Annotated in this window: 25 protein-coding genes and 1 riboswitch; of the genes, 5 read left to right on the top strand and 20 right to left on the bottom strand. The window is 74.5% G+C overall.

Features of this window, described 5'->3' with window-relative positions; genetic code table 11:
- The first annotated feature begins 2 nt into the window (after positions 1-2).
- Complete coding sequence (locus tag IF01_RS46680; protein WP_157855162.1) at positions 3-626, top strand: hypothetical protein; 624 nt, start codon at positions 3-5, stop codon at positions 624-626.
- Positions 627-650: 24 nt separating this feature from the next.
- Here IF01_RS46680 and IF01_RS45230 read toward each other — a convergent pair whose 3' ends face one another.
- Positions 651-1,931 (bottom strand): glycoside hydrolase family 16 protein, encoded by a 1,281-nt coding sequence (locus IF01_RS45230; protein ID WP_279617250.1) that lies wholly within the window; start codon positions 1,929-1,931, stop codon positions 651-653.
- 3 nt (positions 1,932-1,934) lie between these two features.
- Positions 1,935-2,100: riboswitch (cyclic di-AMP (ydaO/yuaA leader) on the bottom strand.
- Positions 2,101-2,422: 322 nt separating this feature from the next.
- Here IF01_RS45230 and IF01_RS0104960 point away from each other — a divergent pair.
- Positions 2,423-2,752, top strand: a complete 330-nt coding sequence (locus IF01_RS0104960) for a MoaF-related domain-containing protein (RefSeq protein ID WP_030392020.1) — start codon at positions 2,423-2,425, stop codon at positions 2,750-2,752.
- Between the two features lie 98 nt (positions 2,753-2,850).
- On the opposite strand, the gene IF01_RS0104955 is transcribed toward IF01_RS0104960, so the two are convergent.
- Together IF01_RS0104955 and IF01_RS0104950 are read right to left on the bottom strand one after the other, a co-directional pair.
- The gene (locus IF01_RS0104955; protein WP_030392019.1) at positions 2,851-3,999 is read right to left on the bottom strand and encodes an alpha/beta hydrolase; all 1,149 of its coding nucleotides are present in this window, start codon (positions 3,997-3,999) and stop codon (positions 2,851-2,853) included.
- A gap of 272 nt (positions 4,000-4,271) precedes the next feature.
- Entirely contained in the window at positions 4,272-4,892 is a 621-nt protein-coding gene (locus IF01_RS0104950) for a TetR/AcrR family transcriptional regulator (RefSeq protein WP_244215424.1), read from the bottom strand.
- 137 nt (positions 4,893-5,029) lie between these two features.
- Between IF01_RS0104950 and IF01_RS0104945 the strand changes: the two genes are divergently transcribed.
- Complete coding sequence (locus IF01_RS0104945) at positions 5,030-5,794, top strand: SDR family NAD(P)-dependent oxidoreductase (protein WP_030392017.1); 765 nt, start codon at positions 5,030-5,032, stop codon at positions 5,792-5,794.
- A 158-nt stretch (positions 5,795-5,952) separates the two neighbouring features.
- Here the strand turns inward: IF01_RS0104945 and IF01_RS0104940 are convergent, their stop codons facing one another.
- The 5 genes from IF01_RS0104940 to IF01_RS0104920 all read right to left on the bottom strand — a co-directional run bounded on the left by IF01_RS0104940 (position 5,953) and on the right by IF01_RS0104920 (position 9,925).
- Positions 5,953-6,873, bottom strand: a complete 921-nt coding sequence (locus IF01_RS0104940) for a phosphotriesterase family protein (RefSeq protein ID WP_030392016.1) — start codon at positions 6,871-6,873, stop codon at positions 5,953-5,955.
- Positions 6,870-7,388 carry a carboxymuconolactone decarboxylase family protein gene (locus IF01_RS41315; protein ID WP_244215423.1) on the bottom strand — a complete coding sequence of 173 codons (519 nt, stop codon included), beginning with the start codon at positions 7,386-7,388 and terminating at the stop codon, positions 6,870-6,872. Before IF01_RS41315 ends, IF01_RS0104940 begins: the two co-directional genes overlap by 4 nt.
- A 17-nt stretch (positions 7,389-7,405) precedes the next feature.
- Positions 7,406-8,020 (bottom strand): DUF4865 family protein, encoded by a 615-nt coding sequence (locus IF01_RS0104930; protein WP_030392014.1) that lies wholly within the window; start codon positions 8,018-8,020, stop codon positions 7,406-7,408.
- A 40-nt stretch (positions 8,021-8,060) separates the two neighbouring features.
- Positions 8,061-8,627 carry a TetR/AcrR family transcriptional regulator gene (locus tag IF01_RS0104925; protein WP_030392013.1) on the bottom strand — a complete coding sequence of 189 codons (567 nt, stop codon included), beginning with the start codon at positions 8,625-8,627 and terminating at the stop codon, positions 8,061-8,063.
- Between the two features lie 266 nt (positions 8,628-8,893).
- Positions 8,894-9,925: an LLM class flavin-dependent oxidoreductase gene (locus IF01_RS0104920; RefSeq protein WP_030392012.1), complete on the bottom strand. Its 1,032-nt coding sequence runs from the start codon at positions 9,923-9,925 to the stop codon at positions 8,894-8,896.
- 362 nt (positions 9,926-10,287) lie between these two features.
- Here IF01_RS0104920 and mgrA point away from each other — a divergent pair, with 362 nt between their 5' ends.
- A complete protein-coding gene (gene mgrA, locus IF01_RS0104915) occupies positions 10,288-11,280 on the top strand; it encodes an L-glyceraldehyde 3-phosphate reductase (protein ID WP_030392011.1) in 993 nt (330 codons plus the stop codon).
- A gap of 234 nt (positions 11,281-11,514) precedes the next feature.
- Here the strand turns inward: mgrA and IF01_RS0104905 are convergent, their stop codons facing one another.
- From IF01_RS0104905 to IF01_RS0104880, 6 genes are all read right to left on the bottom strand, one after another.
- Complete coding sequence (locus IF01_RS0104905) at positions 11,515-12,591, bottom strand: LLM class flavin-dependent oxidoreductase (protein WP_030392010.1); 1,077 nt, start codon at positions 12,589-12,591, stop codon at positions 11,515-11,517.
- A gap of 3 nt (positions 12,592-12,594) precedes the next feature.
- Complete coding sequence (locus tag IF01_RS0104900; protein WP_037778899.1) at positions 12,595-13,530, bottom strand: ABC transporter substrate-binding protein; 936 nt, start codon at positions 13,528-13,530, stop codon at positions 12,595-12,597.
- A 94-nt stretch (positions 13,531-13,624) separates the two neighbouring features.
- Positions 13,625-14,413 carry an ABC transporter ATP-binding protein gene (locus IF01_RS0104895; protein ID WP_078879671.1) on the bottom strand — a complete coding sequence of 263 codons (789 nt, stop codon included), beginning with the start codon at positions 14,411-14,413 and terminating at the stop codon, positions 13,625-13,627.
- On the bottom strand, positions 14,410-15,216 hold the full coding sequence (locus tag IF01_RS0104890; RefSeq protein WP_051740351.1) for an ABC transporter permease: 807 nt from the start codon (positions 15,214-15,216) through the stop codon (positions 14,410-14,412). Before IF01_RS0104890 ends, IF01_RS0104895 begins: the two co-directional genes overlap by 4 nt.
- A gap of 80 nt (positions 15,217-15,296) precedes the next feature.
- The gene (locus IF01_RS0104885; RefSeq protein ID WP_030392006.1) at positions 15,297-16,319 is read right to left on the bottom strand and encodes an NrtA/SsuA/CpmA family ABC transporter substrate-binding protein; all 1,023 of its coding nucleotides are present in this window, start codon (positions 16,317-16,319) and stop codon (positions 15,297-15,299) included.
- Between the two features lie 113 nt (positions 16,320-16,432).
- Positions 16,433-17,440, bottom strand: a complete 1,008-nt coding sequence (locus IF01_RS0104880) for an ABC transporter substrate-binding protein (protein ID WP_030392005.1) — start codon at positions 17,438-17,440, stop codon at positions 16,433-16,435.
- Positions 17,441-17,927: 487 nt separating this feature from the next.
- Here IF01_RS0104880 and IF01_RS0104875 point away from each other — a divergent pair, with 487 nt between their 5' ends.
- The gene (locus IF01_RS0104875) at positions 17,928-18,710 is read left to right on the top strand and encodes an IclR family transcriptional regulator (protein ID WP_030392004.1); all 783 of its coding nucleotides are present in this window, start codon (positions 17,928-17,930) and stop codon (positions 18,708-18,710) included.
- A 181-nt stretch (positions 18,711-18,891) separates the two neighbouring features.
- Here IF01_RS0104875 and IF01_RS45225 read toward each other — a convergent pair whose 3' ends face one another.
- The 6 genes from IF01_RS45225 to IF01_RS50860 form a co-directional block, all read right to left on the bottom strand.
- Positions 18,892-19,797 carry a winged helix-turn-helix domain-containing protein gene (locus tag IF01_RS45225; RefSeq protein ID WP_078879707.1) on the bottom strand — a complete coding sequence of 302 codons (906 nt, stop codon included), beginning with the start codon at positions 19,795-19,797 and terminating at the stop codon, positions 18,892-18,894.
- A 376-nt stretch (positions 19,798-20,173) separates the two neighbouring features.
- Entirely contained in the window at positions 20,174-20,302 is a 129-nt protein-coding gene (locus tag IF01_RS50865; protein ID WP_255360182.1) for a hypothetical protein, read from the bottom strand.
- A 265-nt stretch (positions 20,303-20,567) separates the two neighbouring features.
- Positions 20,568-21,140, bottom strand: a complete 573-nt coding sequence (locus IF01_RS0104860) for a GTP-binding protein (RefSeq protein WP_051740350.1) — start codon at positions 21,138-21,140, stop codon at positions 20,568-20,570.
- Between the two features lie 94 nt (positions 21,141-21,234).
- Positions 21,235-21,564, bottom strand: coding sequence for a DUF742 domain-containing protein (locus IF01_RS49675; protein WP_231978716.1), 330 nt, complete (start codon positions 21,562-21,564; stop codon positions 21,235-21,237).
- 269 nt (positions 21,565-21,833) lie between these two features.
- Positions 21,834-22,253 carry a roadblock/LC7 domain-containing protein gene (locus IF01_RS0104850; RefSeq protein WP_030392000.1) on the bottom strand — a complete coding sequence of 140 codons (420 nt, stop codon included), beginning with the start codon at positions 22,251-22,253 and terminating at the stop codon, positions 21,834-21,836.
- A complete protein-coding gene (locus IF01_RS50860; RefSeq protein WP_051754922.1) occupies positions 22,250-25,378 on the bottom strand; it encodes a sensor histidine kinase in 3,129 nt (1,042 codons plus the stop codon). The genes IF01_RS0104850 and IF01_RS50860 overlap by 4 nt, the downstream gene beginning before the upstream one ends.
- Positions 25,379-25,653 lie beyond the last annotated feature (275 nt).

Here is a 25,653-nt window from a genome sequence, read left to right as displayed (position 1 = left end):
CGATGACCCGCAGCGGTTCCGTTCGGAGGCTTCTCGGCAGGTCGTTGGTGACGGGGTGCGTGGTGGCGGTGCTGGCCGCCGGGCAGGCCGGGGCGGTCTGTCCGCCGGACGACAAGGCGCCCGCGCCCGGGGTGGGCGCCCCGGCACCGGGGGCCGGTGACCCCGGCGCCCCGGCCCCGGGCACGACCGCCGACCCGGCGGTGGCGGCCGTGCCCTCGAACTCCGACCTCTACGTCGTCCGGATCGACCCGGACCCGGCCGCGCCCGGCGGCAGCACCGTCCTGCACGCCTTCGTCGGCAACCTCGGCCCGGACCGGACCGCCTCGCCGTTCACCGTCGTGATCACCCTGCCCGAGGGGGTCACGGCCGAGCCGCCGTTCTTCCCGGAGAACTGCTACGAGTTCCAGAACGGCCACCGGGTGCGCTGCACCTTCCCGGCCGGTCTGCCGAAGTTCCGCAGCGCGACCGCGCTGATCCCGCTCCGGCTCTCCCCCGAGGTCCCCCTCGGCACGCTGGCCGGCGGTTATGTCGCGGTGCGCGGCGACGACGACCGGATCGAGAGCAACAACCGGCAGCCGTTCACGATCGAGGTCGTCGAGTCCACCGGTCCGAGGCCGATCGTCTGACCGTCGGCCCCGGACCGGTGACTGCTACCGGTAGACCCGGACGTAGTCCGCCGCGAAGGTGATCGGCGTGGTGCCCGAGGGCGCGGGGTGGTAGTTCCCCGCGCTCAGGGACAGGTTGAGGATCGGGTAGGCCGTCCAGCCGGCGCCGACGCCCTTGCCGTCGGAGAAGACCTTGGTGCCGTTGATGTACCAGTCGACCGAGGTGGCGCCGTAGTGGGTGCCGACGGTGACCCAGCTGTCCTTGGCGATCGCCTTGGCGTCGGTGACGTACAGGTGGCCCGGGTTGATGTGGTTGGTCAGCTCCAGCAGGTTCGGGTTGTCGCTGTGGTACTCGAAGGAGTCGATCTCCCCGTGGGTGCCGCTGGTGCTGTTCCACGTCCACAGCGCCGGCCAGGCGCCGGTGCCGGCCGGGAGCTTGACCCGGGTCTCGATGTAGTCCCCGGTCTTCACCTTGAAGCCCTCGCTGGAGTACTCGGTGGTGAGCAGGCCGGTGTCCCAGGCCTGCTTGCCGTTCTCCAGCGTGTGCGTGCCCGGCCGGGCGGTGAAGGTGGCGACGCCGCCGGAGACGGCGACGTTGTTCTTGTTCAGCCAGTCGAGCTTGTTGTCGTTCGGGTTGTGGTCGCCGTAGTGGTAGGAGCTGCTCCGGTCGGCGGTCCAGCGGGAACCCAGGGCGAGGCTGTTGAAGTCGTCGGACCAGGTGAGCGTCTTGCCCGCGACCGGGGCACCCGTGGTGGGGGTGGTCGGCGTCGGGGTCGGCGTGGGGGTCGGCGTGGGGGTGGGCGTCGGCGTCGGGGTCGGCGTCGGGGTGGCGGCGGAGACGACGAGCTCGCGGGAGGGCAGGTTGTGCCAGCCGCCGGTGCTGTCCTGCCAGAAGCCGAACTGGGTGTAGGTGCCGGCGGCCAGGGTGCGCGCGCCGGTGGTGACCGTCAGGCCGGCCGGGCAGACCTGGACGTTGCTCTTGTTCCCGGGGAAGTCGAGGTTGTGCCCGGCCGCGTCGCGGATGCCGACGCCGACGGTCTTCGCGGTGAAGCAGGACGAGGAGTGCAGGGTGAGCGAGCCGGTCGCCGCCTTGCCCGCGACCATGGCGGCCGGGGCGAGCTTGTCCTGGGTGACGGTCGGCAGGGCGGCGGCCTGGGCGCCGGTCACGGCCGGCAGGCCGAGCAGTCCGGCACCGGTGACGGCGAGCGCCCCGGTGGCGGCGAGGGCGGCGCTGCGGCCCCGGTGGGAGGGACGGGCGTGGCGGGGCGCGGGGTGGCGGCCGAGGGCGCGCCGGTTCGGCGCAGGCTGCGGGGAGGCAGTGGGCATGGCAGTGGTCCTCTGCGACGCCTACGAGGTGAGCTGTCGGGTTCGGGCGCGAGGTTGCCCGGCCGTCCGGAGAGCGGCTTCACCCCTAGCCGCGACTCGCACGCTCTGGGCGCGCGGCCGGGCACTGACCTGGGTCCCCCGCTCCCGTCCGCTGTGGTGCTCGATTGCCGGCCGGCGGGTGGACGGGACTCGGCGTCCCGACGGCGGGGCTCCGCTGCGGCGGAAGCCTCTGCAGGCTAGGCAGGCCGTCCGCGCACGGACAACCTTCCGGGGGCTGTTGTCGCGCAGCTCACACCGCCGCCCCGCGCTCCCGAGCGGCCGTTCCGGGTCGCCGTGGGGGCCGCGGTGGCCGTGGTGGCGGGTCCGGCGGGGAAAGTGCGCCACGGAGGCGGGGTGGTCGGATAGGTTGGAGATCCATCCGCGTCCGGAACCGTCCGGGTCGCAGCGAGCACCACGACAGCACGTCCAGAGACGAGGAGACCCGCCCCGCCATGACCGCGTCCCCGCCCGCCTTCGCCGGCCGTACCTTCCTGTTCCGGGTCGACAACGGCGCGGCGTTCCGCAACGCGTACTCGGCCGACGGCAAGCGGCTGCGCTGGGAGGGCCTCGGCGAGTCGGCGGGCCAGTGGGAGGACGTCTCCCTGCACGTCGCCGAGGTCGGCCCGCAGCTCTACTTCGTCAGCTGGACCGAGGTGAGCGGCATCACCGTGAGCCACGTGATGGACCTGGCCCGGATGACGGTCCGCGCGTTCTGGACGTACGAGGGCGAGGGCGGCCGGGTCGGCGAGCTGCACACCGGCACCCTGGAGCAGGTGGCCTGAGCGCCTGCCCGCACGGACGCCTTCCCGGACGGACGCCTTCCCGGACGGACGCCCGGCCGTACCGGTCGGGCCGACCGGCCGACCGGCGGCAGGGACGGTCAGGCCGACGGGCTCGCGGCCGGGACGGTCAGACGCTGGGAGATCCACTCCAGTGAGGACGGGAGCAGCTTGCTCCAGGTCTCGAAGTTGTGGCCGCCGGCCTCCAGCATGCTGTAGGAGACCTTCATCGGGGCGTGCGCGGCGGCCACGAACGCCTCGGTCTCGCGCCGGTAGTTGCCGTCGCCCTCCCGGGTGCCGGCCAGCAGCACGGAGATCGCGGGCTGCGGCAGGTTCTTGAGACGCCACATCAGGTCGGCCTCGTTGCGGCGCTGTTCGCTGCCGTTGTAGAGGTCGCCGGTGCTCGGGTCGTCGGCCGCCTGGTAGTAGCCGGAGAGCGAGACGGCGGTCGGGTAGACGTCGGGGTGGCGCATCGCCAGCTTGAGCGCGCAGTAGCCGCCGGTGGAGTTGCCCATGAACGCCCAGGCCTTCGGGTCGGCGGAGACCCGGTAGGTGGCCTGGATCGCCGAGGGCACGTCCTTGGCGAAGTAGGCGTCGGTCTGCGCGCCGTTGGGGACGTCCTCGCACTCGGTGTCCTGCGGCAGCGCGGGCGAGGGGCGCACCAGCACCAGCACGGTCGGCTGCATCCGCCCCTCCTGGAGCAGCTTCAGCGCCGCGCCCGGGTAGTTGAGGCGGGTGACGAGGTTCTTGGCGATGCCCGGGAAGCCGGTGCTGACGACCAGGACCGGGAACTGCTTCTGCTCGTACTCGGGCTGGAAGTACTGCGGCGGCAGGTAGACGTAGCCCTCGGTGGAGAGCCGGGTGGTGGCGCCGTCGATGCGGACCTCGCGGATCTCGCCGGACTTGTCGCGGTCGCGGCCGAGCGCGCCGCCGCCCTGCACCTCGGCGTGGCCGATGGTCTCGACGCGCAGCCGGCCGGAGGCGTCCACCTTGTTGTGGATGACCACCGGCCCGCTGTCCCCGGTGCCCAGCAGGTCGTCCCAGCTGCTGTAGAACGCGAAGTAGTTGTTGGCGACCAGGCCGAGCGCGGCGAGCACCGCCAGCTGGGTGGCGAGCAGGGCGCCGATCCGGCCGAGGACGGCCTTCCAGCTCTTCTTCGACAGTCTCGGCCACAGCCAGACCGTCCCGACCATCGCCGCGACGGCGATCAGAACGGTCAGTGCCAGCACCTTGTGGCTCGTCAGACCCATGTCGTGTTTGCTCCCACGCCTCGTACTCCCCAGCCCCCGGGGGAAGGACACCCGGGAGGGCCGCCCCGGTTCCCCCGTCCGCAGTGGGGCACCGTCGCCGAGGCGCGACCACCCAGCCTAGCCGCTCCGGAGTGCCCCCCGCCCCCGCCGACCAGCGGTGACGCCCTCGGTCTTGAGGAGGAGAAGCGGGCCGTGGGGATGTGCTTCCGGCCCTTGCTCCGCCTGCTGCGGCCGCTGCGGCTGCTGCGGCGGAGCGGGTGACGGAGGCGGCGTCAGTTGACGCGGCTCCACAGGTCGAGGCCGGCGGTGAGTTCGCGCATGCAGCGGGCGCCGAGTTCGCGGGGCGAGCCGGGTCCGGTGGCCGGGGCGCCGGAGCGCGCCCACTGCTCCAGGGCGACCCGGATCGCGGCGGTGGCGGCCGCGGCGGCGAGCCGGATCTCCAGCAGGTCGGTGCCGGGCGGGCAGCGGTCGGCGATCGCGGCCCGCAGCCGCTCCTCGGAGTCGGCGTGCACCCGCTGCCAGACCGTGGCCAGCCGGGGGTCGCGCAGCAGGTCGCGGGTCCAGCGCAGGGCCTCGACGGCGGTCGCGTCGGACGGGCTCAGGGACTCCGTCGCCGAACGCTCCAGCGCCTCGCGGACCGGCAGGTCGGAGGCGCTCTCCGTGAACAGCCGCACCCAGCGTTCGCCGCCGGCCGCGAGCAGCGGGGCGACGGCGTCCTCCTTCTCCGAGAAGTAGCGGTAGAAGGTGCGCAGCGAGATGCCGGAGGCGGTGGCGATCTCCTCGGCGGTGGTCGCCTCGGCCCCGCGGGCAGCGAACAGCTCGGCCGCGGCCTGGGCGATCTCCAGCCGGGTGCTCTCGCGGCGGCGCTGGTTCAGGGTCGGACGTCCGGTCACGGGCACAGCGTACGCGGACGAAGGGATCGGTGGCATCTCACGTCGATACGGCGTGTCGAGCCTTTTTGGCACGACGTGTCATTCAGGCGTACCGTGTCAGCGAGGTCGAGAGACCACGAACGGAACGGAGAACCACCATGGAGCGCTTCACCGGACGGAACGTCCTGATCACCGGCGGCGGCTCGGGCATCGGCCGGGCCACCGTGCACCGGATCCTCGCCGAGGGCGGCCGGGTCGTCGCCGTCGACGTCAACGAGGACGGCCTGAAGTCCACCCTGGACCGCGCCACCGCCGACGGCACCGTTGACCGCCTCACCACGACGGTGCTGGACGTGTCGGACGAGGCCGCCGTTCGGACCGTCGTGGCCGAGGCGGTCGCCGCGCTCGGCGGTCTGGACGTCCTGGTCAACGCTGCCGGCATCCTGCGCTCCGCCCACACCCACGGGACCAGCCTGGAGTTCTGGAACAGGATCGTGGCGATCAACCTGACCGGGACCTTCCTGATGACCCGGGAGGCGCTGCCCGCGCTGCTCGCCGGCGGCAAGGGCGTGGTGGTGAACTTCAGCTCCACCTCCGCCACCTTCGCCCACCCCTACATGGCCGCCTACGCCGCGACCAAGGGCGGCATCCAGTCGTTCACCCACGCGATCGCCGCCGAGTACGCCAAGCAGGGGCTGCGTGCGGTGTGCGTCGCGCCGGGCAGCATCGACAGCGGCATGACCAACAACCCGGGCCTGCCGGCGGACGCCGACTTCAGCCTGCTCGCCAAGCTCTCGCCCGCGCTCGGGCAGGGCTTCGCCGGGCCGGAGACCGTCGCCGGTGTGATCGCCATGCTCGCCTCGGACGACGGCGCGTTCGTCACCGGGACCGAGCTGCGGATCGACGGCGGCACCCACATGTGACGTCGGCCTTGTGGCGCTGGCTTGGTGACGTCGGCCTTGTGGCGCTGGCTTGGTGACGTCGGCCTTGTGGCGCTGGCTTGGTGACGTCGGCCTTGTGACGTCGGCCTTGTGACGTCGGCGGGCTCCGGGGCCCGGCCCCCGGACGGCGGTGGCCGGGCTCAGCCCCGCCACTCCACCGCGAACGCCCGGGCCGCGTTGGCGGTGAGGATGCCGTGCGGGACCTCGGGGCCGAACGCCCGGGCCAGCCGGGGCGCGAGGGCGGTGAGCAGGTGCGTGGGCCCGGGGGCGGAACGGGCGGTACGGGTGGTGGTGTCGCCGCCGAGGAGCACCCGGTCGCCGTACCCGGCCTCGACCAGGGCCGCCACCGTGTCGAAGAGGTGGTGGTCGGTCGCGTGGTTGGCCCGCGAGGGACCGTCCAGGGCCACGAAGGCGCCGCGGGCGGCGAGTTCGCGGTGCAGCCGGAGGTCCGGGAAGCGGTTGAGGTGCCCGAGCACCACCCGCTCGGGCGGCACGCCGAGGCGCTCGCAGAGCAGGTCGAGCACATCGGGTGCGGCGGTGCCGAGTTCGTGGTGCACGGCGATCGGCGCGCCGGTGGCGTGGTGCGCCTCGGCGGCCGCCGCCATCACCCGGCGGGTGTGCGGGTCGAGGCCGTGGTAGTCGCCCGCCACCTTGACGAGTCCGGCGCGGACGCCCTCGGGGGCACCCCGCAGCCCGGTGGTCAGCTCGGCGGTGAAGAAGGCGGCCAGGCCCTCGTACCGCCGGTCGAGTTCCGCCGGGTCGTAGTGGACCGCCTGATGCAGCCCGGTGGCCGCGACCAGGTGGACCCCGGTCGCCCGGGAGAGTCCGGGCAGCGCGTCGGCCCGCCGCCCCATCCCGGCGGGCGTCCACTGGACGAACGCCCGGCCGCCGGCGGCCGCGAAGCCCCGCAGCACCGCCTCGGCGGCGGCGGGATCGTCCAGTTCCTCCCCCGGCAGCCTGGGGCTGCGCAGGAAGAGGTGGTCGTGGGCGTCGCAGACGCCGAGTTCGGCCGGATCGAGGTCGCCGAGGACGGTGCGGACCCGGCTGCCGGGGGCGTTCACTCCGCCGCTTCCCCGGTCCCGGGCGCCCCCGCAGCGGCGGCGGCCGCTTCCGCCTCGGTCTCGGTCTCGGTCTCTGTCTCTGTCTCGGTGAAAACGGCGGCGGCGACGCGCAGTCCGGCCAGCGCCTTGGGCACGCCGACATAGGGCGCGAGGTGGACCAGGACCTCGGTGACCTCCGTCCTGGTCAGGCCGATCCGCAGGCTGTTGCGCACATGGTCGGCGAGTTGCGGCTCCACGCCGCCGAGCGCGGTGAGCGCCGCCAGGTTGGCCACCTGGCGGTCCCGCAGGGCGAGTCCGGGCCGCTGGTAGGTGCCGCCGAAGAGCGCGGTGACGATCCAGTCCGCGAAGCCCGGCGCGAGCTCGTCGAGCGGACCGAGCGTGCCGGAGCGGGTCCGCTCACCGGCCAGTTCGGCGAGCAGGGCGTGGCCGGCGGCGCGGTCGAACGGGGAGGGCACCAGGCCCGCGTCGAGGGGGCGGTCGGCGGGCGGTGTCGGGGTGGTGGCTGCCGAATTCACGGGACGGGACGGTCCTTTCACCAGTGGCGGCCGACGGGCAGCCGGTCGAGTTCGGGGCTGGAGAGGTGGTGCACCCGGTAGCGGGTGCCGGGCGCCCCGGCCGGGGCGTCCGCGCGCCAGAGGGCGATCCGCAGCAGTTCCCAGCGGGCCGGGTCGAGGGCGACGGCGGCGGTGTGCAGGTCGGGGTGGTCGGGGAGCTCGGCCAGGGCCCGTTCGACGGCCTCGGCCGGGTCCGCGCCCTCCGGCAGCCGCTCCGTCAGCCTGGTGGCGGCGACCGGACCGGCCGGACCGACCGCGGCCGGGCCGTCGGCCGCGGGGGCGCCCGCCGCCGGACCCCGGCGGAGGCCCGCGCCGATCCAGTGCCGGACGGCGGGGCGGCCGAAGTCCGCGCAGAGGGTGCGGAATCCGGGACCGAGCAGGAAGGCGTTCAGGCCCTCGGTGGTGCGCCAGAGGTAGAACGGCGCGTACTGGTTGACCGGCGAACCGTCCAGGCCGCGTTCGCGCACCAGGTACGCCTTGAGGCCGAGGCCGGGCCAACTGTCCAGCAGTGGGCCCTTGGTGGCGATCCGGCGGTGGACGGTGCGCATGTCGTAGTCGGCGGGCAGGGTGATCTCGTACTGCATCGCGTGCACGGCGGGCTCCGGGTGGACGTGTCGGGAGCTGTGCCGCCGCTCAGTCGCGGCGGTGGGCGGCGAACAGGGCGAGGGCGCCGCGGGCGGCCCGCTCGAACGGTTCGGCGCTGTCGGCGGCGCGGGCGAGCACATAGCCGCCCTGCACCACGGCGACCACGGCGGCGGCGAGGTCGGCGGGCTCGGCCCCGGGCTGCAGTTCGCCGTTCGCCTGCCCCTCGGCGATCACGGCGGCGAGCCGCCCGCGCAACCAGTCGAAGGTCTCCTCGACGGGCGCGCGCAGCCGGGGGTCGGCGACCACGTCCGGGTCCTGGGCCATCCGGCCGATCCGGCAGCCGCGCAGGGCGTCGCGCTCGCGTCCCAGATAGGCGGCGACCCGCTCGTAGGCCGTCCCGGGACCGGCGAGGTCGGCCTCGGCGACGGCCCGCATCTGCTCCGCGCTGCGGCGCAGGGCGGCGGCGGCGAGGTCGGACTTGCCGTCGAAGTGGTGGTACATGCTGCCCTGGCCGACGCCTGCCCGCTGCTGGATGGCCTTGGGGCTGGTGCCGACGTAGCCGCGCTCCCAGAGGAGTTCCTGGGTGGTCTCGATGAGGCGGTCCTGGGTTGCCATGGCCGTCACTGTACCTACTGGTACAGCGACTGTACATACCAGTAGGTACAGAATCCTGGGATGCGCCCCACGGACCCGGCCCGGTCGGCCCGCGGCCGTGGACGGTGGACCGTGGGCCGCCCCCCGGCGGTCCACAGCCCTGCGAGATCGTCGTCCCCAGGAAGACCGCACGGCACTCGCCCGCGGACCGTGGCGCGCGTCACCTCACGGGCCACCGCCGGCCACGGTGCGTCACCGACGGCGGAGCGGCGGCCCGTCGGAGCCGATCAGGGCCGCCGGGACGGCAGTTCGCGCCGGACCACCGGCGCGACCTCGCCCGCGAACAGCTCCAGCTGCTCGCGCTGGGCCCCCTCGGTGAGCAGGTCCACGCCGACGCCCACCACCTCGTTGCCGAAGGCCTCGTGATAGCGGTGGATCTTCTCGATCACCTGCTCCACACTGCCGACCAGCAGGGAGCCGCGCCCGACGGCGTCCTCCAGCGAGGTGAACGTCGAGCCGCCCCGCCGCCCCGCCGCCCACTTCGCCATCGCCTCCCAGTACGGGCGGAAGCCGGCGAACGCGTCCTGCGAACGCCGGGCGACGAAGAGTCCGCCGAAGCCCGTGCCGACCCGGGCGTCCTCCGGGGCGCGGCCGTAGTGCTCCCAGCGCTCCCGGTAGTGGTCCACCAGCGCCTTGTACTGCTCCATCGGGTGCGAGGTGTTGGCCGAGAACAGGGGATCGCCGTAGCGGGCGGCCAGGTCGGTGGAGAGCGTACTGGTCGCGCTGCCGTGCCAGACCGGGATCGGCTCCTGGTGGGGCCGCGGCCAGGTGGTGACCGCGTGCAACGGCGGCCGGGTGCTGCCCTCCCAGGTCACCTTCTCCTCCCGCCAGAGCCGGCGCAGCAGACCGTAGTTCTCGGCGAGCGCCTCCCACTGCCGTTCCTCCGCCAGGCCGAACTGCTCGAAGAGGCGCGGATCGTTGCCCTTGCCGATGATCAACTCGAGGCGCCCGCCGGAGATCTGGTCGACGAGGGCGTACTCCTCCGCCGCCCGGACCGGATCCGCGACGGACAGCACGGTGACGGTGGTGAACAGCCGGATCACCGAGGTGCGGGCGGCGACGGCGCTCAGCAGCACGGCCGGTGCCGGGGACAGGAACGGCTCGCCGTGCCGCTCCCCCACTCCGTAGCCGTCGAAGCCGAGACGCTCGGCGGTGACGGCCTGGTCGATGATGTTGTGCACCTTCTCGTGCGGAGTGCGCCGCACGCCCGTGACGGGATCGGGCACATTGGACGCGAGGGACGAGACGATGAACCGCACAGCGGTCTCCTTGGGGGCGCTCGGTGGGCGGACGGCCGGCGCGGCGGCCCGGCGGAGCGCCCCGCGATCGGCCGCTCACGCAGGGGCAGCACCGAAGGGTCGGATCGCGCGGGGCCGGTCGGGAGTTCGGGAACCGGCGTTCAGCACGCGGCGCTGCGGGGGCGACAACAGCGCAGGTCGACGGCACGGACGCACATCGCTCCGGCCCCCTCCGCTCGCACGCGCACGATCCACGATCTCCCGCGAGCATAGGCACCGGCCCGCGCTCCGGGCAAGGGCCGTCCCCGGCACCCCGGGTGCGGCTCCCGGCGGCCGCGGCCCGTCCCTCGGCCGGCCGGTCCCCACCTGGCAGGATGTCCGGCATGAGCTACCTCGCTGCGGATGACCGCTATGCGTCGATGACCTACCGCCGGGCCGGCCGCAGCGGTGTGCTGCTCCCGGCCGTCTCCCTGGGCCTGTGGCACAACTTCGGCGACACCCAACCGCTGGACGTCCAGCGGGCGGTGCTGCGCCGGGCCTTCGACCGGGGCATCACCCACTTCGACCTGGCCAACAACTACGGTCCGCCGTACGGCAGCGCCGAGCGCAACTTCGGCCACCTGTTCGCGCAGGACTTCCGCCCGTACCGGGACGAGCTGTTCATCGCCTCCAAGGCCGGCTACGACATGTGGCCCGGGCCGTACGGCGACGGCGGCAGCCGCAAGTACCTGCTGGCCAGCCTGGACCAGTCGCTGGGCCGAATGGGCCTCGACTACGTGGACGTGTTCTACTCGCACCGCTACGACGCGAACACCCCGCTCGAGGAGACCATGGGCGCGCTGGCCTCCGCCGTCCGGTCCGGGAAGGCGCTCTACGCGGGCATCTCCAACTACCCGGCGGAGCAGCACCGGGAGGCCGTGGCGATCCTGCGCGACCTGGGCACGCCGGTGCTGATGAACCAGTGCTCCTACTCGATCCTCAACCGCTACGTCGAGGACGAGGGCGTGCTGGACGCGGTCGCCGACACCCGGACCAGCCTGATCGCCTTCTCGCCGCTCGCCCAGGGGCTGCTGACGGACCGCTACCTCTCCGGCGAGGTGCCGAGCGGGTCGCGGATGTCGGTCGGCAAGTTCCTCCGCGAGGAGGCGCTCACCGGGGCGAAGCTGGACCAGCTGCGGGCGCTGAACAAGGTGGCCGAGCGGCGCGGGCAGACCCTGGCGCAGCTGGCGCTGAGCTGGGTCCTGCGGGACGAGCGGGTGGTGTCGGTGATCATCGGGGCCAGCAGCGTCCGGCAGCTGGACCAGAACCTCGACGCGCTGGCGGGCGGTCCGCTGACGGACGAGGAGCTCGCGGAGATCGACGCGCTCAGCCGCTGAGGCGCGCGCCGGGCCGCCGGAGCGCCCCCGGGACGGAACACACGGTGCCCCGCCGGTCGATGCGTGACCGGCGGGGCACCGCGCTCGTTGGACCGCGGGCACGGGACCGTCCGTACGCGTCCTTCGAGATCTCGGGAGCCCGTCGTGCGGATGTACCTCCTCCGGACCGTCGCCCGCTTCGCCCGGCAGCTGGCGCTGACCTCGCCGCTGCCGTTCCCCCTCCTCCCGGGCGCCCTACCGGCGTCGGACGCCCAGCGCCGGTAGCACCGTCTCGGCGACCCGGTGGGCCTCCTCCAGCAGTGGATTGCCGGAGAGGATGAAGGTGTCCACCCCGAGCGACTCGAACTCCTGGAGCCGCTCGACCACCTGGGCCGTCGATCCGACCACGGCGGTGCCGGGGCCGGGGCGGAACAGGCTCATGCCGGGCCACATGTTCGGGTGGACCTCCAGCTCCCGGGCCCGCGCCGGCACCTTGCCGCCGTGCTGGCGGAACTGCCGCTGCCAGCCGACGCCGTCCTCGCCGCGCACCCCGCCCAGCTGGCGGGCGTAGGTGGCCTCGCTGGTCACGTCGAGGAGCCGGTCGGCGGCGGCCCAGGCCTCGTCCTCGGTGTCGCGGACGATCAGGTGCAGCCGCAGGCCGATCCGCAGGGTCCGTCCGTGCGCGGCGGCGCGCTCCCGGACCAGGTCGAGCTTCTCCTTGAGCTGCTGCGGCGGTTCGCCCCAGGTGAGGTACACGTCCACGTGCTCGGCGGCCATCTCGATCCCGGCCGCCGAACTGCCGCCGAACCAGAGCGGGATGCCGCCCGGCTGGACCGGGGTGAGCTCGCGCAGGCTCGCCCCGGCGTTCCGGAGGTCGTAGAACTCCCCCTTGTGGTCGAAGACCTCGCCGGCGGTGAGGCGCTTGACGATCGACCAGTACTCGGCGCTGAGGCGGTAGCGGTCGTCGTGCTCGACGTGCAGGCCGTACTCGCGCAGCTGCTCGGTGGAGCCGTTGACCACGTTGAAGCGCAGCCGGCCGCCGTGCAGGTGGTCGAAGCTGAGCGCCATCTTGGCCAGCAGGGTGGGCGAGATCAGCCCGGGGTGCACGGCGAGCAGCGGCTTGAACGCCGGGGTGGTGGCGGCGGCGAGCGCGTTGCCGAGGTCCCACACGTCGTGCAGGTCGGTCGCCAGCAGCGCGCCGGTGTAGCCCAACCGCTCGACGCTGCCGGCGAGTTGCTGGAGGTAGCGGAGGTCGACCGGGCGGCGTCCGGACGGCTCCCAGGGGTAGTGGCCCTCGCGCGGGATGATGTACCAGAGGAATTCGGAGGCCATCGGTCAGACCGCCCGGGTGTCGGCGGCGGCGGCCGTCGGGTCCGCGGTCGCCGCGGCGGCCACCGGGGCCTCCAGGGCGGGCAGACGGGCGTCGGCGACGACCACCTGCCGGTCGACGAAGCCGACCCGGTGGAAGATGTCGGCCGCCTCCTGCTGCTCGGCGACGAACCCGGCGCTCGCCGGCTCCAGCCGCCACGGCAGCCCGGCCAGGGCGGTCCGCCAGTCCTCGGCGCTGCCGCCGAGGTCCGCCGCGGCGATCGCGGCCGCCTCGGACAGGTTGGCGGCCACCCAGGCGTCCGCGCGGCGCAGGGCGGTGACGATCGCCGCGACCACCTCGGGCCGGTCGACGGCGAAGCCGCGCCGGGTGAAGAACACCGAGCGGTCGGTGATGACGTCGCCGGTGCGGACCAGCTCGCGGAACCCGCCCTCGCGCCGGGCGGCCGCCAGTTCGGCGCCCTGGGCGATCCAGCCGGCGATCGCGCCCTCGCGCAGCCGCCGCGCCTGGTCCTCCCCCGCCGCCGGGCGGACGGCCGTGACATCGGTCGCGTAGGACAGGCCCTCCGCGTGCAGGGCCTTGGCGAGCAGGTGGGTCTGCCAGGAGCCGATGGCCAGGACGACGGTGCCGCCCTTGAGGTCCGCGACCGACTTCACCGGTCCGTCGGCGCTCACCAGCAGCGCGCCGTGGTCGGGCCGGGGCGCCGAGACCGCAGCGTAGACCAGGTCGTGGCCGGCGGCCTGGGCGGTCACCGGCGGGGTGGAGCCCGTGCCGCCGAAGTCGATCACGCCCTCGGCCAGCAGCTCGCCGGTGCGGGTCCCGTCGGTGTAGCGGTGGAACTCGCCGGTCTCCCCGAGCGGTGCCAACTCCTCGGCCAGGTAGTCGAGTCGGGAGAGGTAGTAGAGGGAGGGATTGCTGGCGTGGACGCCGAGGGTGATGGCCATGGGATCAGCTCCTGTGGTGCGGGTGGGGCGTGGGGCGGGACGAGGGGGAGGCGGGGCGGTTTCGCGCGGGGCGGTGCGAGGGTGGCGGGCGGTGTCAGTGGACGCCGAGGTCGGCGAGCAGCAGACGGCGCAGGTCGGCGAAGGCGGGGTCGGCCGGGTCGCGCGGGCGGGCGACACCCACGCGCTGGTCGCGCACCAGCTTGCCGTCCCGGAGCACGGCGACCCGGTCGGCGAGCCGCACCGCCTCGTCCACGTCGTGGGTGACCAGCAGCACGGCCGGCCGGTGACGGCGGACCAGATCGCCCACGAGGTCCTGCATACGCAGCCGGGTGAGCGCGTCCAGGGCGGCGAACGGCTCGTCCAGCAGCAGCAGTTGGGGCGCCCGGACCAGCGCCCGGGCGAGTGCGGCACGCTGTGCCTCGCCGCCGGAGAGGGTGACCGGCCAGGCGTCGGCGTGCCGGTCGAGGCCGACCTCGGCGAGCGCCCTCAGTCCGGTCTCCCGGGTGGCGGCACCGCGCGGCAGGCCGACGGTGACATTGGCCAGCACCCGCTTCGAGGGGACCAGCCGCGGCTCCTGGAAGACCACCGTCCGCACCGGCGGGACGAGGACCGTTCCGCCGTCGGCCCGGTCGAGCTCGCCGAGGATCCGCAGCAGGGTGGTCTTGCCGGTGCCGCTGGCGCCGAGCAGTGCGACGAACTCGCCGCGGGCGATGGAGAGATCGACGCCGTCGAGCACGGCCCGGGTGCCGAACACCCGACGCAGGCCGCGCAGATGGACGGCCGGGGTGGTCCCGGTCCCGGTCCCGGCTTCGGCTCCGGTCCCGGCTTCGGCTTCGGCTTCGGCTTCGGCTTCGGTGAAGTTGGGGGCGGGGGTGGTGGTCATCGGGTGCCTCCCTGGGCGGCCCTGCGCCAGGGCATCAGGACCCGCTCCAGCAGGCGGACGATGCCGTCGGCGGTGAGTCCCAGGACCCCGTAGATCAGGATGCAGACGGCGAGGATGTCGGTGCGGGAGTAGTTCTGCGCCTGGGCCATCAAGTAGCCGATGCCCTCGGTGGAGTTGATCTCCTCGGCGGCGATCAGGGCGATCACGCTGAGCGTCATGGACAGTCGCAGGCCGGAGAGCAGGGCGGGCAGGGCGCCGGGCAGGACGACGGTGCGCACGATCGCCCAGCGCCCGAGGCCGAAGCTGCGCATGGCCTCGATCAGCTTGGGGTCGGTGTTGCGGACCCCGCCGGAGGTCGACACGTACATGGGGAAGCTGGTGGCGACGCCGATCAGCGCGACCTTCGCGGTCTCGGTGATGCCGAACCAGACCATGAACAGCGGGACGAGGGCGAGGAAGGGGACGGTGCGCAGGACCTGGACCGCCGAGTCGAGGAGTTCCTCGCCGAGGCGGAAGAAGCCGGTCACCACGCCCAGCACCAGGCCGGTGCCGGCGCCGATCAGCAGGCCGAGGCCGGCCCGGGTGAGCGAGACGCCGAGGGCGTCGGCGAGTTGGCCGTTGCCCCACAGTTCGCCGACCGCCTCGGCGACCTGGGCGGGCGAGGCCAGTACGTCCTGGGTCAGCGCGCCGGTGGCGGAGGCGAGGGCCCAGCCGCCGAGCAGGGCCAGCGGGCCGAGGGCGCGCAGGGTCAGCGCGAGGGCGCGGGGGCGGGCGGTCCGGCGGCGGGTGCGCGGTTCGACCAGTCCGGCGGCACGGGCGGCCTCGGTCTCCGGGTCGGTCTCCGGGCCGGTGGCCCGGTCCCCCGACGGGCGGGTGGCGGTGGTCACTTGGTGCCACCGCCGAGCGCCCCGAGGTCGATCAGATAGGGCTTGACGTCGACCGGCTGCTTGGTGACCTTCTGCTCCGCGAAGAACGCGGCGACGGTGCCGAAGCGGGCGATGTCGGCCTCGCCGATGGCGTCGGCGGCGGCGCCCTGGCGGGTCACCTCGACGGCGACGTCCTTCTCGGCGGGGGTGACGGCGGTCGGCCCGGAGTCGGTGAAGACGTTGAGGTAGGCGGCCGGGTCGGCCTTCTCCTTGAGGCCGTTCTCGCGCAGATAGGCGTAGAAGGCCTTCACCACCTCGGGGTGCTTGTCGGCGAAGCCGTTGCGGACGGCCCAGACGGCGTAGTTGTCGGAGCCGACCTCCTTGCCGTTGACCAGGAAGTGCGCGCCGGAGTTGGCGATCGACGGGGTGGAGAAGGTGTTCCAGGTGGCCCAGGCGTCCACCTGGCCGGAGTTGAAGACGCCCGCCGTCTGGTCGGCGCGGAGATAGACCCGCTCGACCTTGTCCGCCGGGATGCCGTTCTTCTCCAGCGCCTTGAGCAGCAGGTACTCGCTGGTGCCGCCCTGGCTCACGGCGACCTTGTGGCCCACGAGGTCCTGCACGGTCTTGATGGGCGAGCCGTTCTTCACCAGGATGCCTTCGCCGACGCCGTCGGGGGCGGTCTGGGCGAACAGCTTGAAGCCGGGCTTCTGGGCGAGCGCGGCGACGGCGGAGGTGATCGAGCCCTGGGCGACGTCGAGCTGGTCGGCGGAGAGGGCCTGGGCGGCGGGCGCGAAGGGGCCGGCGCTGCCGGTCCAGGCGACCTTGGCGTGGACCGCCGCGAGGGCGCGGTCGAGCGAGCCGTCCTTCTTGCCCAGGGCGAGGAAGCCGTTGTTCCCGGGGTCGGGCAGCCGGAGCACTGCCTCGGCCTTGTCGCCCTTGCCGGCGGCGGTCCCTCCCCCGTCGGCGGAGGAGCCGCAGGCGGCGAGGAGGGTGGTGGCGAGCAGGGCGGTGGCGGCGAGGAGGGGGCGGGAGGGATTCACGGGGTCGGCTCCTGAGGTCTGAGGGGTGCGGGCGGGGGGGTGCCTGGCGGGGTACGGGGCGGGGGTCGCGGGCGGCGGACCGACGGCTTGCGGGAAGTGTCGGCCGCTACCCGTCAGCCACCGTGCGTCCGCCCCTCGGCGCGGCGGGCGGCGAGCAGCGCGCGGGCGGCGCGGAGCGGCTCCGGGTCGGCCCAGGCCCGGACGTCGACCGGTCCGGCCAGGAACCCGTGCCGGTCGAGGAAGCGCTCCTGCTGCTCCAGCAGGGCGAGGCGGTCCTCGGAGAGATCGAGGTGCAGGGTGCGGTGACCGCCCGCGGCGTACGCCCCGGCGACGCCCTCCTCCCCCGCTCCGGTCTCGGCGCCCAGGATCCGAGCGACCTCGGCCGGCTGCCCGGCGGCCCAGTCGGCGGCCTCCAGCAGCACGGCGAGGAAGCGGGCCACCAGGTCCGGGTGCTCGTCGAGCAGTTCCTGGCGCACGGTGATCGGCCGGGGCGTGCCGTTGTTCACCCGTGCCCGGCGGTCCGGGACGGCGTCCAGGTCGACGGCGACCTCCGCCCCGATCCGTCGGGCCGCCTCGACGGCGAGCGCGCCCTTCACGTAGACCGCGTCCACGACGCCGTCCCGCAGCGCGGTCAGCTCCGCCTCCCACTGCCCTTCGCCCGGCGCGGCCGGCACGTCCACCAGTTCGACGTCCGCCGGCGTGAGACCCGCGAGCGAGAGTGCTCCGTGCAGGCCGGCCAGCGCCATCGCGCGCCAGAAGTCGATGGCTATCCCATGGTGTGGGACGGCGAGCCGCAGCCCGCGCAGCTGCCCGGGCTCGGTGACCCCGCTGCCGGAGCGGACCAGGACGACCTGGCGCTCCTCGATCCAGGTGAGCCCGACCAGCCTGGTCCGCTCGCCGCGCGAACGGGCCCAGAGCGCCGGCACATTGCCGCCCTCGCGGAACAGCCCGGTCAGGGCGTGGGTGTAGTGGTGGTCGGAAGCGACCTCCGGAGGCACGTCCTGGAGCGAGCGGACGGCGATGCCGTCGGGGGCGAACTCCCGTCCCAGCCAGCCCCGGTCGGCCGCGATGCCGGTCGCGGTGGGCACCGGGCAGCGGGTGAACCAGAGGGTGTCGGGCACCGGCCCCGGGGCAACGGCGGCGGTCGACGAGGGCTCCTCGACGGAACTGCGGGCGGAACTGGGCACGGTGGCTGGTCCTCTGCGGCGGGGGCGTGGTGCGTGCGCGGCGCCGACGGCGGGGCGGCGGGCGCGGTGCGGGGTCACCAGGCGCGGTGGAACGGAACGGGGGGCGGGGCGGAGTCGTACGGGACCGGCGCGGGCCGGGGCGCGTCAGCGACAACAGGCGCGGGAGGAGGGGCACCGGTGGGTCGTCACGGCACTGCTCCTTCCCGCGGTCCGGGCGCCGCCGGACGGGGCTGCCCGGTGCGCTGCGCCGAGCGTTCCACGGCGGGCGAGCCAGGAGCAAGGGTTTGCCACATCATGGGATTGCTTGTTCATGAACGGCATCCTTTTGCAACGCCGTTGACACATTCCCGCAGCACACGCTGCCATAGTCTGGGAGCGACTCCGGTGAACGACCGGAGCCACGGACAGAACGAGAGATGCCATGGCCGAGGCCGTCACCGCCGCCCAGAGCCCGCCGGCCGGCGCCCAGGCCGTTCAGCGGGCCCTCGGACTGCTGCACTGCTTCCACGACAACGGCCCCGACCTGAGCGCCTCGGACCTGGCCCGCCGGATGGGCCTGTCCGTGTCCACGGCGCACCGGCTGGCCCGCACCCTGGTCAGCGCCGCCTTCCTGGAGCAGGACGAGCACACGGCCCGCTACCGGCTCGGCCCGGCGGTCGCCGAGCTCGGCCAACTCACCTTCCACCAGCGCGGGCTGCACCTGGCGGCGCCCGAGCTCGACCTGCTGTCCCGCCGCACCGGCGCCGCCGCCGATCTCGCGATCCGCAGCGGTCCGCACGCGGTGATACTGGTCGGCGCCTCGGTCCGGCCGGACACCGGACTCGGACTGCGCCGACCGCTCCACTCGACCGCGCTCGGCAAGGTCCTGCTGGCCTGGCCCCGCCCCGGCGACGCGGGCGTGGCGACGCTCGGCCCGCTGGCACCGTTCACCGACCGGACCATCACCGCGCCGGAGCGCCTGGCGGAGGAGCTGGCGAAGGTCCGGACGGCCGGTCACGCGCTGAACGACGGCGAGTCGGAGACCGGGGTGCGCACGGTCGCCGTACCGGTGCTGGACGGCGCCGGCCAGGCCAGGTTCGCCCTCGCCGTCCGCTCCACGCCCGTCCACCTCACCGACGAGCGGCTGGACTGGTTCCTGGACCACGCCAGGACCTGCGCCGCCGCGCTCGCGGTCCTGCTGCTGCCGCCGGACCAGCGGATCTGAGGCGACGTCAGAACACGGAAGGAGGCCGGGCGTTCGGGAAGAACGCCCGGCCCCCGGCCGATCGGTGACGCGACGCGCGGTACGGCGGGACGCGGTGACGCGATGTGCGGTGCAGCGACGTGCGGTGGAGCGGGACGCGGTGGAGCGGGACGCGCTGTGCGACGAGGAGCGGGGTGCGTGCTCAGGCCACCGGCGTGTACTTGTAACCGACCCGACGCACCGTCACGATGCTGTCGCGGTAGGCCGCTCCGAGCTTGCGGCGAAGCCTGGCCACGTGCACGTCCACCGTGCGGCCGTCGCCGACGTGGCCGTAGCCCCAGACGGCGGAGACCAGGTGGTCGCGGGTGTGCACCCGCTGCGGGTGCTCCGTCAGGTGGGCGAGCAGCTCGAACTCCAGGTACGTCAGGTCGAGCAACTGGCCGTCCACGTAAGCGTTCCGGCGCTCGGTGTCGACCGTGATCCCCCGGCCGACGGGCCGCACCGGTCGCGTGCCGGCCGCGGCGGCGGTCCCGACTCCGGGGACCCCGAGGCCACCGGTACCGGGCGCACCGAGGACGGAGGCCCCGACGGCGGCGACCGGACCGGCCTGCGGGGCCGGGATCGAGGCGGTCGGGAAGCCCTGCTGCCCGGCACCCGGCGCGGCGGCGACTCCGCCCTCGGCCGGGACCAGCACCAGGTAACCGACCATCGGCTGCCCCGCCGAGGCGCCGAACTGAGCACCGTACTGGGCCAGCAGGGCCTGCGGCAGCGAGCCCTGGGGCAGCGCCGCGACCACGGCCGCACCCTCGGGCAGCGCCGCGAGCAGCGCCTGCGGCGGGAGCGCCGGAACGATCTGCGGGACGGACGGGACCGCGGCGGCGGCGACCCGGGCCGACCCCGACGGGGCGAAACCGGACGCGCCGAAGCCGGGCTGCCCGAAGCCGGACTGGGACGGCCCCTGCGGCACGGAGCCGGGCTGGCCGGCGGCCGGGCGCTGCGGCGCGGGACCCCCGTGCCGGCGGTCGGCGGGGGACGGGACGGAGCGGACCGCGCGCAGGTGCGGGGTCGCGGAGGGGAGAGGAAGAGTGGCCGTGGAGGTGGAGGACATGGTGTCGCTCATTTCGCGCGTGACGGACGGGGTGGAGTCGTCTGCGCGTCTACCGGGCGTGCTGCCGTGGACCGACCCGAGGTCAGCGGAGGGAGTGCCGGGACGCGCTGGGCGAGCCCGGACACGTCTGGTCGAACAGGTGTGGCTGGCGGGACGGCCAGAACGGTTCGAGGAATTTCACTGGTGCTCTCCGCAAAGCGGGCAGGGCCGACGACGGCCCACCGGACTGCTGTCCGGTGCTGCCGGGTCGACGATGCGATGGACCGTCAGCGTCCGCCGGGCCCGTCCGGTGGTTCCGGCAGGGGCGCACCGGCCGGGAGATCCCCCGGGCGGCGAACGGCGGTGACGGTGAGGTGGCTGGCGACGGTGGGCGAGGTCAGCGACAACAGGCGCTGCAGATGAGCGCGTGGTCGATGTACCGCCGGACGGTCAGCGCCGGGGTGGCCGGCATGGCGAGATCGGCTTGGGCGGACCCGGCCGCGGCACATCGCTGCTCGACGTTCATGGTTCGGTCCTCCCCCCTCGGTCTGCCGGTACGTCCCGTACCGCGCTGCGACACGCGTGCCGGACGCACACCGGGTGCGCGGCACGTTCGAGGCATCCCGGCAATGGGCCCGGGCGGCCTTCGTCACCAGAGCCTTCCACGCCGGGCCCGTCAAGGCAACCTGCTCGCCCAGGATCGTCCGGCATGTGAACACCCTGATGAGACGCCACCTGTCGGGCCGGGGCGGGGGACCCGGCCGGGCGGGGCCGGGCGGGACCGGGCGGGCTCAGCGTGCCCCGGCGCTCGTCCCCGTGCTCGTCCCGGTGCTCGTCCCCCGGCGCGCCGCCGCGTGCTCGACCAGGGCCACCAGCAGCTCCTTGCCGTCCTCGCGGCGGCGGGCGTCGCACAGCACCACCGGGATGTCCGGGTCCAGGTCGAGCGCGTCCCTGACCTCCTCGGGCGAGAACAGCTCACTGCCCTCGAAGCAGTTCACGGCGACCAGGAACGGGATCCGCCGCTGCTCGAAGAAGTCCACCGAGGGGAAGCAGTCCGCCAGCCGCCGGGTGTCGGCCAGCACCAGCGCGCCGAGCGCGCCCCGGGCCAGCTCGTCCCAGACGAACCAGAACCGGTCCTGGCCGGGCGTGCCGAACAGGTAGAGCGCGAGCCCGGGCCGCAGGTCGATCCGGCCGAAGTCCATCGCCACCGTGGTGGTGCGCTTGGCCTCGACGCCGGCGGTGTCGTCCACGGGGCGGCCCAGCTCGCTGAGCTCCTCCTCCGTGCGCAGCGGCCGGATCTCGCTGACCGATCCGACCAGGGTGGTCTTGCCCGCGCCGAAGCCGCCGGCGACCAGGATCTTCACCGCGACCGCCGGACCGCCGCGCCAGCGCGGGTCGTTGGCCCGCCCGGCGCCCCCGTCGTACGCGGGGCCCGGGGCGGTGGCGGGGGCGTGGAGGTCAGAGCGCACGGAGTCCATTGATCACGTCTCGCAGCAGGCGCTCGTCCGGCAGCTCGGCGAGCGGAACGGGTCGGGTGACGCTGATCAGTTCGGCGTCGTAGAGATCGCCGAGCAGGACGCGTACGACGCTGACCGGCAGGTCGGTGTAGGAGCCGAGCTCGGCCACCGAGATCGGCTCCCGGCGGCACCAGGCCAGGATGGTCTGGTGCTCGGGGTCCAGCACATGGGCGGGGACGGCCGCGGCGACCGGCGCCGGGTCCTTGGCGACGATCAGCGAGATCAGGTCGAACAGGCCGTCCTCGACCGGTCGGGCCCGGCCCCGGGTCATCGAGTAGAGGCGCACCACCGGGCCGGCCTCGTCGTCGAACCAGCGGTCGTCGACCGGGGTCCGCGGCCGGAACAGGTCGAGTCCCGACCCGTCGCCGTCCGGGCCGTCCGGGCCGTCCGGACCCCGGTCGGCGGCTTCCCCGCCGGTCGTTCCGGCCGCGTCCGCTCCGGTCGTGCCGGATCCGGCCGTCCCCGGGCCGGGCGCGCCCGGTCCGGGCGGCTCCGGGTCGGCCGCCACCGCCTTCGGCTCCTCGTCCGCCATCGGACCGCTCATCTCCCGGGCGGAGCCACGTCGGCTCGCGGTTCGGCGGCCAGGTGCTCGCCGACCCGCTTGACCAGCAGGGCCATCTCGTAGGCGATCTGGCCGATGTCGGCCTCGGCCTCGCTCAGCACCGCCAGGCAGCTGCCGTCGCCGGCCGCGGTGATGAACAGGAAGGCCTCGTCCAGCTCGACCATGGTCTGGCGCACGCCGCCGACCTTGAAGTGCCCGCCGGCGCCCTTCGCCAGGCTGTGGAAGCCGGCCGCGACGGCGGCAAGGTGCTCGGCGTCCTCCCGGGCGAGGTCGCGGGAGGCGCCGGTGGCCAGGCCGTCGCCGGAGAGGATCACCGCGTGGCGCAGGGCGGCCACTCGGCCCACCAGGTCGTCCAGGAGCCAGTTGAGGTCTCCGGACGACTGCGTCGAAGTGGTCATGAATCAGTTCCTTCTGCTGGAGCGGGTCGTGCGGATGGTGCTGGTCGTGCGGATGGTGCGGGTCGTGCGGATCCTGCCGGTCGTACGTGCGGTGCGGGTCGCGCCGGTCGTACGGATGGTGCGGTGCCTTCGGGCGGCCCGTCGGACAACGGACCGGCGGGTGCGTCCGGTTCCGGCACCAGGTACGGGGGCCGGACGAACCTGGTCGGCGGCGGCACCGGCGCCCGTCGGGCCAGCGGCGCCGCTTCGCCCCCGGAGGGGCCGGGCAGCGCCGCCGGGGCGGGTGCCGGGGCGAGCGCGCGGCGCACCGAGGGTGCCGGGAAGGGCGTCCCGGGCGGTGTCGGAGCCGGGGGCTCTGCAGGTGCCGGAGCCGGGGTGGGCGACGGGGAGGCCGTCGGCCGGGTGCCGGAGGTGCCCCGGCCCCGGGTGAAGCCGCGCTGGAACGAGGCGAAGGTGGCCCGCGCCTCCTCGGGCGAGCGCTCGCGCACCGGTTCGCCGTCGGCGCCCGGGGCAGCGGAGCCGCCCGGGGCGTCGGCCCTGCCGGCGGCCTCCGCCGCGCGCTCGCGCAGCTGCGGGGCGAGGCTCGCCTGCCGCACCCGCCGGGGGAGCCCGCCCGGCGTGCCCGTAGTGGCGGTCCGCGTCGGCACCGCGTCGGCGGTACCCGCGCCGGGCACGACCACCTCGGCCGCGACAGGCCGGTCCGCGGCGGCGACGGCGGGCCCGGTCCGGACCTCGGCCGGGTCCGGCGCGAGGGAATCGACGCCGTCCGCCGTGGCCGCCGGGTCGTCCGCGCGCCGGTGGCGGCCGGTGCCCGGTCCGGTCGCGTCGTCCGCGGCGGCCGTGACCAGCACGGGGCCGCCGCTGCCGCGCGCGCGGCGCGGCAGACCGCCGGGGGTGCGGGCCGGTTCGGGTGCCGAGGGACGCGGTCCGCCCGCGATCCGGTGCCTGCCGCCCGCTCCGTTCACACCCTTCAGCGCGCCGTTCGTGCCGTTCGCGCCGTTCACGCTTTTTGTGCCCTTCACGCCTCGCGCGTTCAGGGAGTCGTGGGAGTCGTCCTCGGGGCCGTCCTCGGCCAGGGCGGGCACCGCGACCAGGTCGCGCTGTCCGCGCCGCCCCACCGCCGCCCGCCGGCCGCCGACCGGTCCGGGCGCCGTACCCGGTCCCTGACCGGCCCCCGCACCGGAACCCGTACCCGGGCCCGAGGCCGCGGGCGGCTCCGGCAGCCCGTCCGGCGCCTCCGCCAGCAGCTCGCGCGGGATCAGCACCACCGCCGTCGTCCCCCCGTACGGGGAGGGTCGCAGGTGTACCCGGATACCGTGCCGGCGCGCCAGCCGGCTGACCACGAACAGGCCCAGCCGGTCGGTGTCGGCGAGGTCGAACTCCTGCTCCACCGCGAGGCGTTCGTTGATCCCGGCAAGCAGCTGCTCGCTCAGCCCGAGCCCGCGGTCGTCGATCTCCAGCGCGAAGCCGTGCGCCACCACCTCGCCCTGCACGGTGACCTGGGTACTGGGCGGGGAGAACACCGCGGCGTTCTCCACCAGTTCGGCGATCAGGTGGGTGACGTCCGCGACCGCGCTGCCGAGCAGCCCGGTGCCGGGGAACGGCCGGACGATCACCCGGGCGTAGTCCTCGACCTCGCCGACCGCCGCGCGGACCACGTCCACCATCCGCACCGGCTTGCGCCAGGCCCGGCCGGGCGAGCCGCCGGCCAGGATGATCAGGCCCTCCGCGTGCCGCCGCATACGGGTGGTGAGGTGGTCGACCTTGAAGAGGTCCTCCAGCTCCGCCGGGTCCTCGGCGCGCCGTTCCATGGTGTCGAGCAGGGTCAGCTGGCGGTGCAGCAGGACCTGGCTGCGGCGGGCCAGGTTGACGAAGACGGCCGAGACGCCGCGCCGCAGTTCGGCCTGTTCGACGGCGGCCTCGACGGCGGCCCGCTGCACGGCGTTGATGGCGCGGCCGACCTGGCCGATCTCGGCCTGGCCGAACTCCAGCTCGGGGGCCTCGGTGGCGACGTCCACCGACTCGCCCTTGCGCAGCCGCAGCATGACCGAGGGCAGCCGGGTGCCGGCCAGTTCGTTGGCGGCGTTGCGCAGGCCGATCAGCTCGCGGACCAGGCCCCGGCCGATCCGGAAGGAGATGAGGACCGAGAGCACCACCGCGACCAGGCCGATCAGACCGGCGATGCCGCCGCGCCAGAGCAGACCGATCGCATAGGAGTGGTCGCGGTCGTCGATGGTGCCGCTCAGCCGGGCGTTGATCGCCGCGAGGTCGCCGAGGGCGCGGTCGGCGGTCTCCCGCCAGGCGTCGCCGTTGATCGCCTGCACCACCCGCTCGGGTCCGCCGGCGCCGACGAAGTCCGCCTCGGCGCGGGCGAGCGCGGCCCAGGCCTCGCCGCCGCGCAGGGCGATGTAGTCGGCCTGGTCGACCGGGTCCAGCTCGGCGATGTAGACGGTGAACAGCGCCTGCTGGTTGTGCAGGGCGTCCAGCGCGACCTGGTACTGCTCGGAGGTCGGCCGGCCGGGCGCGGTGCGCAGCCCCTCCATCGCCGCGTCCTCCTGGGCGAGGTACTCCCGGGCGCGCATCAGCTCGATCATGATCGTGCCCTGCCGGGGGAGTTGGCCGCTCTGGCGGGCGACGAACGCGGACCGGAAGCCGAAGGTGGGCTTGATCAGGTCGGTGTACTGGCCGAGCGCGAACTCCCAGTTCAGTGCGGCGCGGCCGATCTGGGCGCGCAGCGGGCTGAGCTGGTCGGCGGCGGCGAGGATCTGCAGGTAGCGGCCGCGCTGGGCCTCGTCGAGCCGGCTGCCCTCGGTGTCCTTCTTCTGCTGCAGGACGGCGAGGTCGTGGTCGGTGGCGGCGCGGGCCTGCTCGAAGGCGTCGCGGGCGGCGCGGGAGCCGGGGTCGGCGAGCCTGCGGACGGCGGCCCGGCGCTCGTTCTGCAGGTCGTGCGCGTAGAGGTCGACCGGGGTGCCGAACTCCTTGTAGGTCGCACTGACGTCGAGCCGGCTCCAGACGTCGCCGGTGGTGGCGAGCGTCGCGTACGCCCATAGGGCGGTGAGGGCGACGATGGGCACCAGGAGCAGCGCGATGATCTTCGCGCGGATCGAGCTGCTGCGCAGACGCATGGAGTCCTCGGTCGGGAAGTGCCAGGCGCGGACGGGGTGCGGGGAATGCGGGGAGGCGTGACGGGCGGGGCGGCCTGGGAGCGGGAGCGTGGGAGCCCGGGTGGGGGCGTGGGGGCGGGTGACGCGGGCGCGGCCCCGACCCGGAGGCGGGTCGACACCGGCGATTTGACACGGACGAGTTGACGCGGACAGGGTTGGTACGGACCAAGTGCCGGCCGGGGGCAGCGCTCGGCCGCGACCGAGGGCCCCGGCCGCAGGTCTGCGAGACTCTACTA

The organism is Kitasatospora purpeofusca (assembly GCF_000718025.1).
GTDB lineage: Bacteria > Actinomycetota > Actinomycetes > Streptomycetales > Streptomycetaceae > Kitasatospora > Kitasatospora purpeofusca.
This window is presented reverse-complemented; position numbering and strand designations above follow the sequence as displayed.

Excerpts from the sequence above, each read along its gene's own strand:
- IF01_RS50865 (WP_255360182.1), bottom strand. The coding sequence starts at position 20,302 with ATGAACGTCGAGCAGCGATGTGCCGCGGCCGGGTCCGCCCAAGCCGAT.
- IF01_RS0104850 (WP_030392000.1), bottom strand. The coding sequence starts at position 22,253 with ATGACCACTTCGACGCAGTCGTCCGGAGACCTCAACTGGCTCCTGGAC.
- IF01_RS46680 (WP_157855162.1), top strand. The coding sequence starts at position 3 with ATGACCCGCAGCGGTTCCGTTCGGAGGCTTCTCGGCAGGTCGTTGGTG.
- IF01_RS45230 (WP_279617250.1), bottom strand. The coding sequence starts at position 1,931 with ATGCCCACTGCCTCCCCGCAGCCTGCGCCGAACCGGCGCGCCCTCGGC.
- IF01_RS0104895 (WP_078879671.1), bottom strand. The coding sequence starts at position 14,413 with ATGACCACCACCCCCGCCCCCAACTTCACCGAAGCCGAAGCCGAAGCC.
- IF01_RS0104905 (WP_030392010.1), bottom strand. The coding sequence starts at position 12,591 with ATGGCCTCCGAATTCCTCTGGTACATCATCCCGCGCGAGGGCCACTAC.
- IF01_RS0104945 (WP_030392017.1), top strand. The coding sequence starts at position 5,030 with ATGGAGCGCTTCACCGGACGGAACGTCCTGATCACCGGCGGCGGCTCG.
- IF01_RS0104900 (WP_037778899.1), bottom strand. The coding sequence starts at position 13,530 with ATGGCCATCACCCTCGGCGTCCACGCCAGCAATCCCTCCCTCTACTAC.
- IF01_RS45225 (WP_078879707.1), bottom strand. The coding sequence starts at position 19,797 with ATGTCCTCCACCTCCACGGCCACTCTTCCTCTCCCCTCCGCGACCCCG.
- IF01_RS0104960 (WP_030392020.1), top strand. The coding sequence starts at position 2,423 with ATGACCGCGTCCCCGCCCGCCTTCGCCGGCCGTACCTTCCTGTTCCGG.
- IF01_RS50860 (WP_051754922.1), bottom strand. The coding sequence starts at position 25,378 with ATGCGTCTGCGCAGCAGCTCGATCCGCGCGAAGATCATCGCGCTGCTC.
- mgrA (WP_030392011.1), top strand. The coding sequence starts at position 10,288 with ATGAGCTACCTCGCTGCGGATGACCGCTATGCGTCGATGACCTACCGC.
- IF01_RS49675 (WP_231978716.1), bottom strand. The coding sequence starts at position 21,564 with ATGACCCGGGGCCGGGCCCGACCGGTCGAGGACGGCCTGTTCGACCTG.
- IF01_RS0104875 (WP_030392004.1), top strand. The coding sequence starts at position 17,928 with ATGGCCGAGGCCGTCACCGCCGCCCAGAGCCCGCCGGCCGGCGCCCAG.
- IF01_RS0104955 (WP_030392019.1), bottom strand. The coding sequence starts at position 3,999 with ATGGGTCTGACGAGCCACAAGGTGCTGGCACTGACCGTTCTGATCGCC.
- IF01_RS0104925 (WP_030392013.1), bottom strand. The coding sequence starts at position 8,627 with ATGGCAACCCAGGACCGCCTCATCGAGACCACCCAGGAACTCCTCTGG.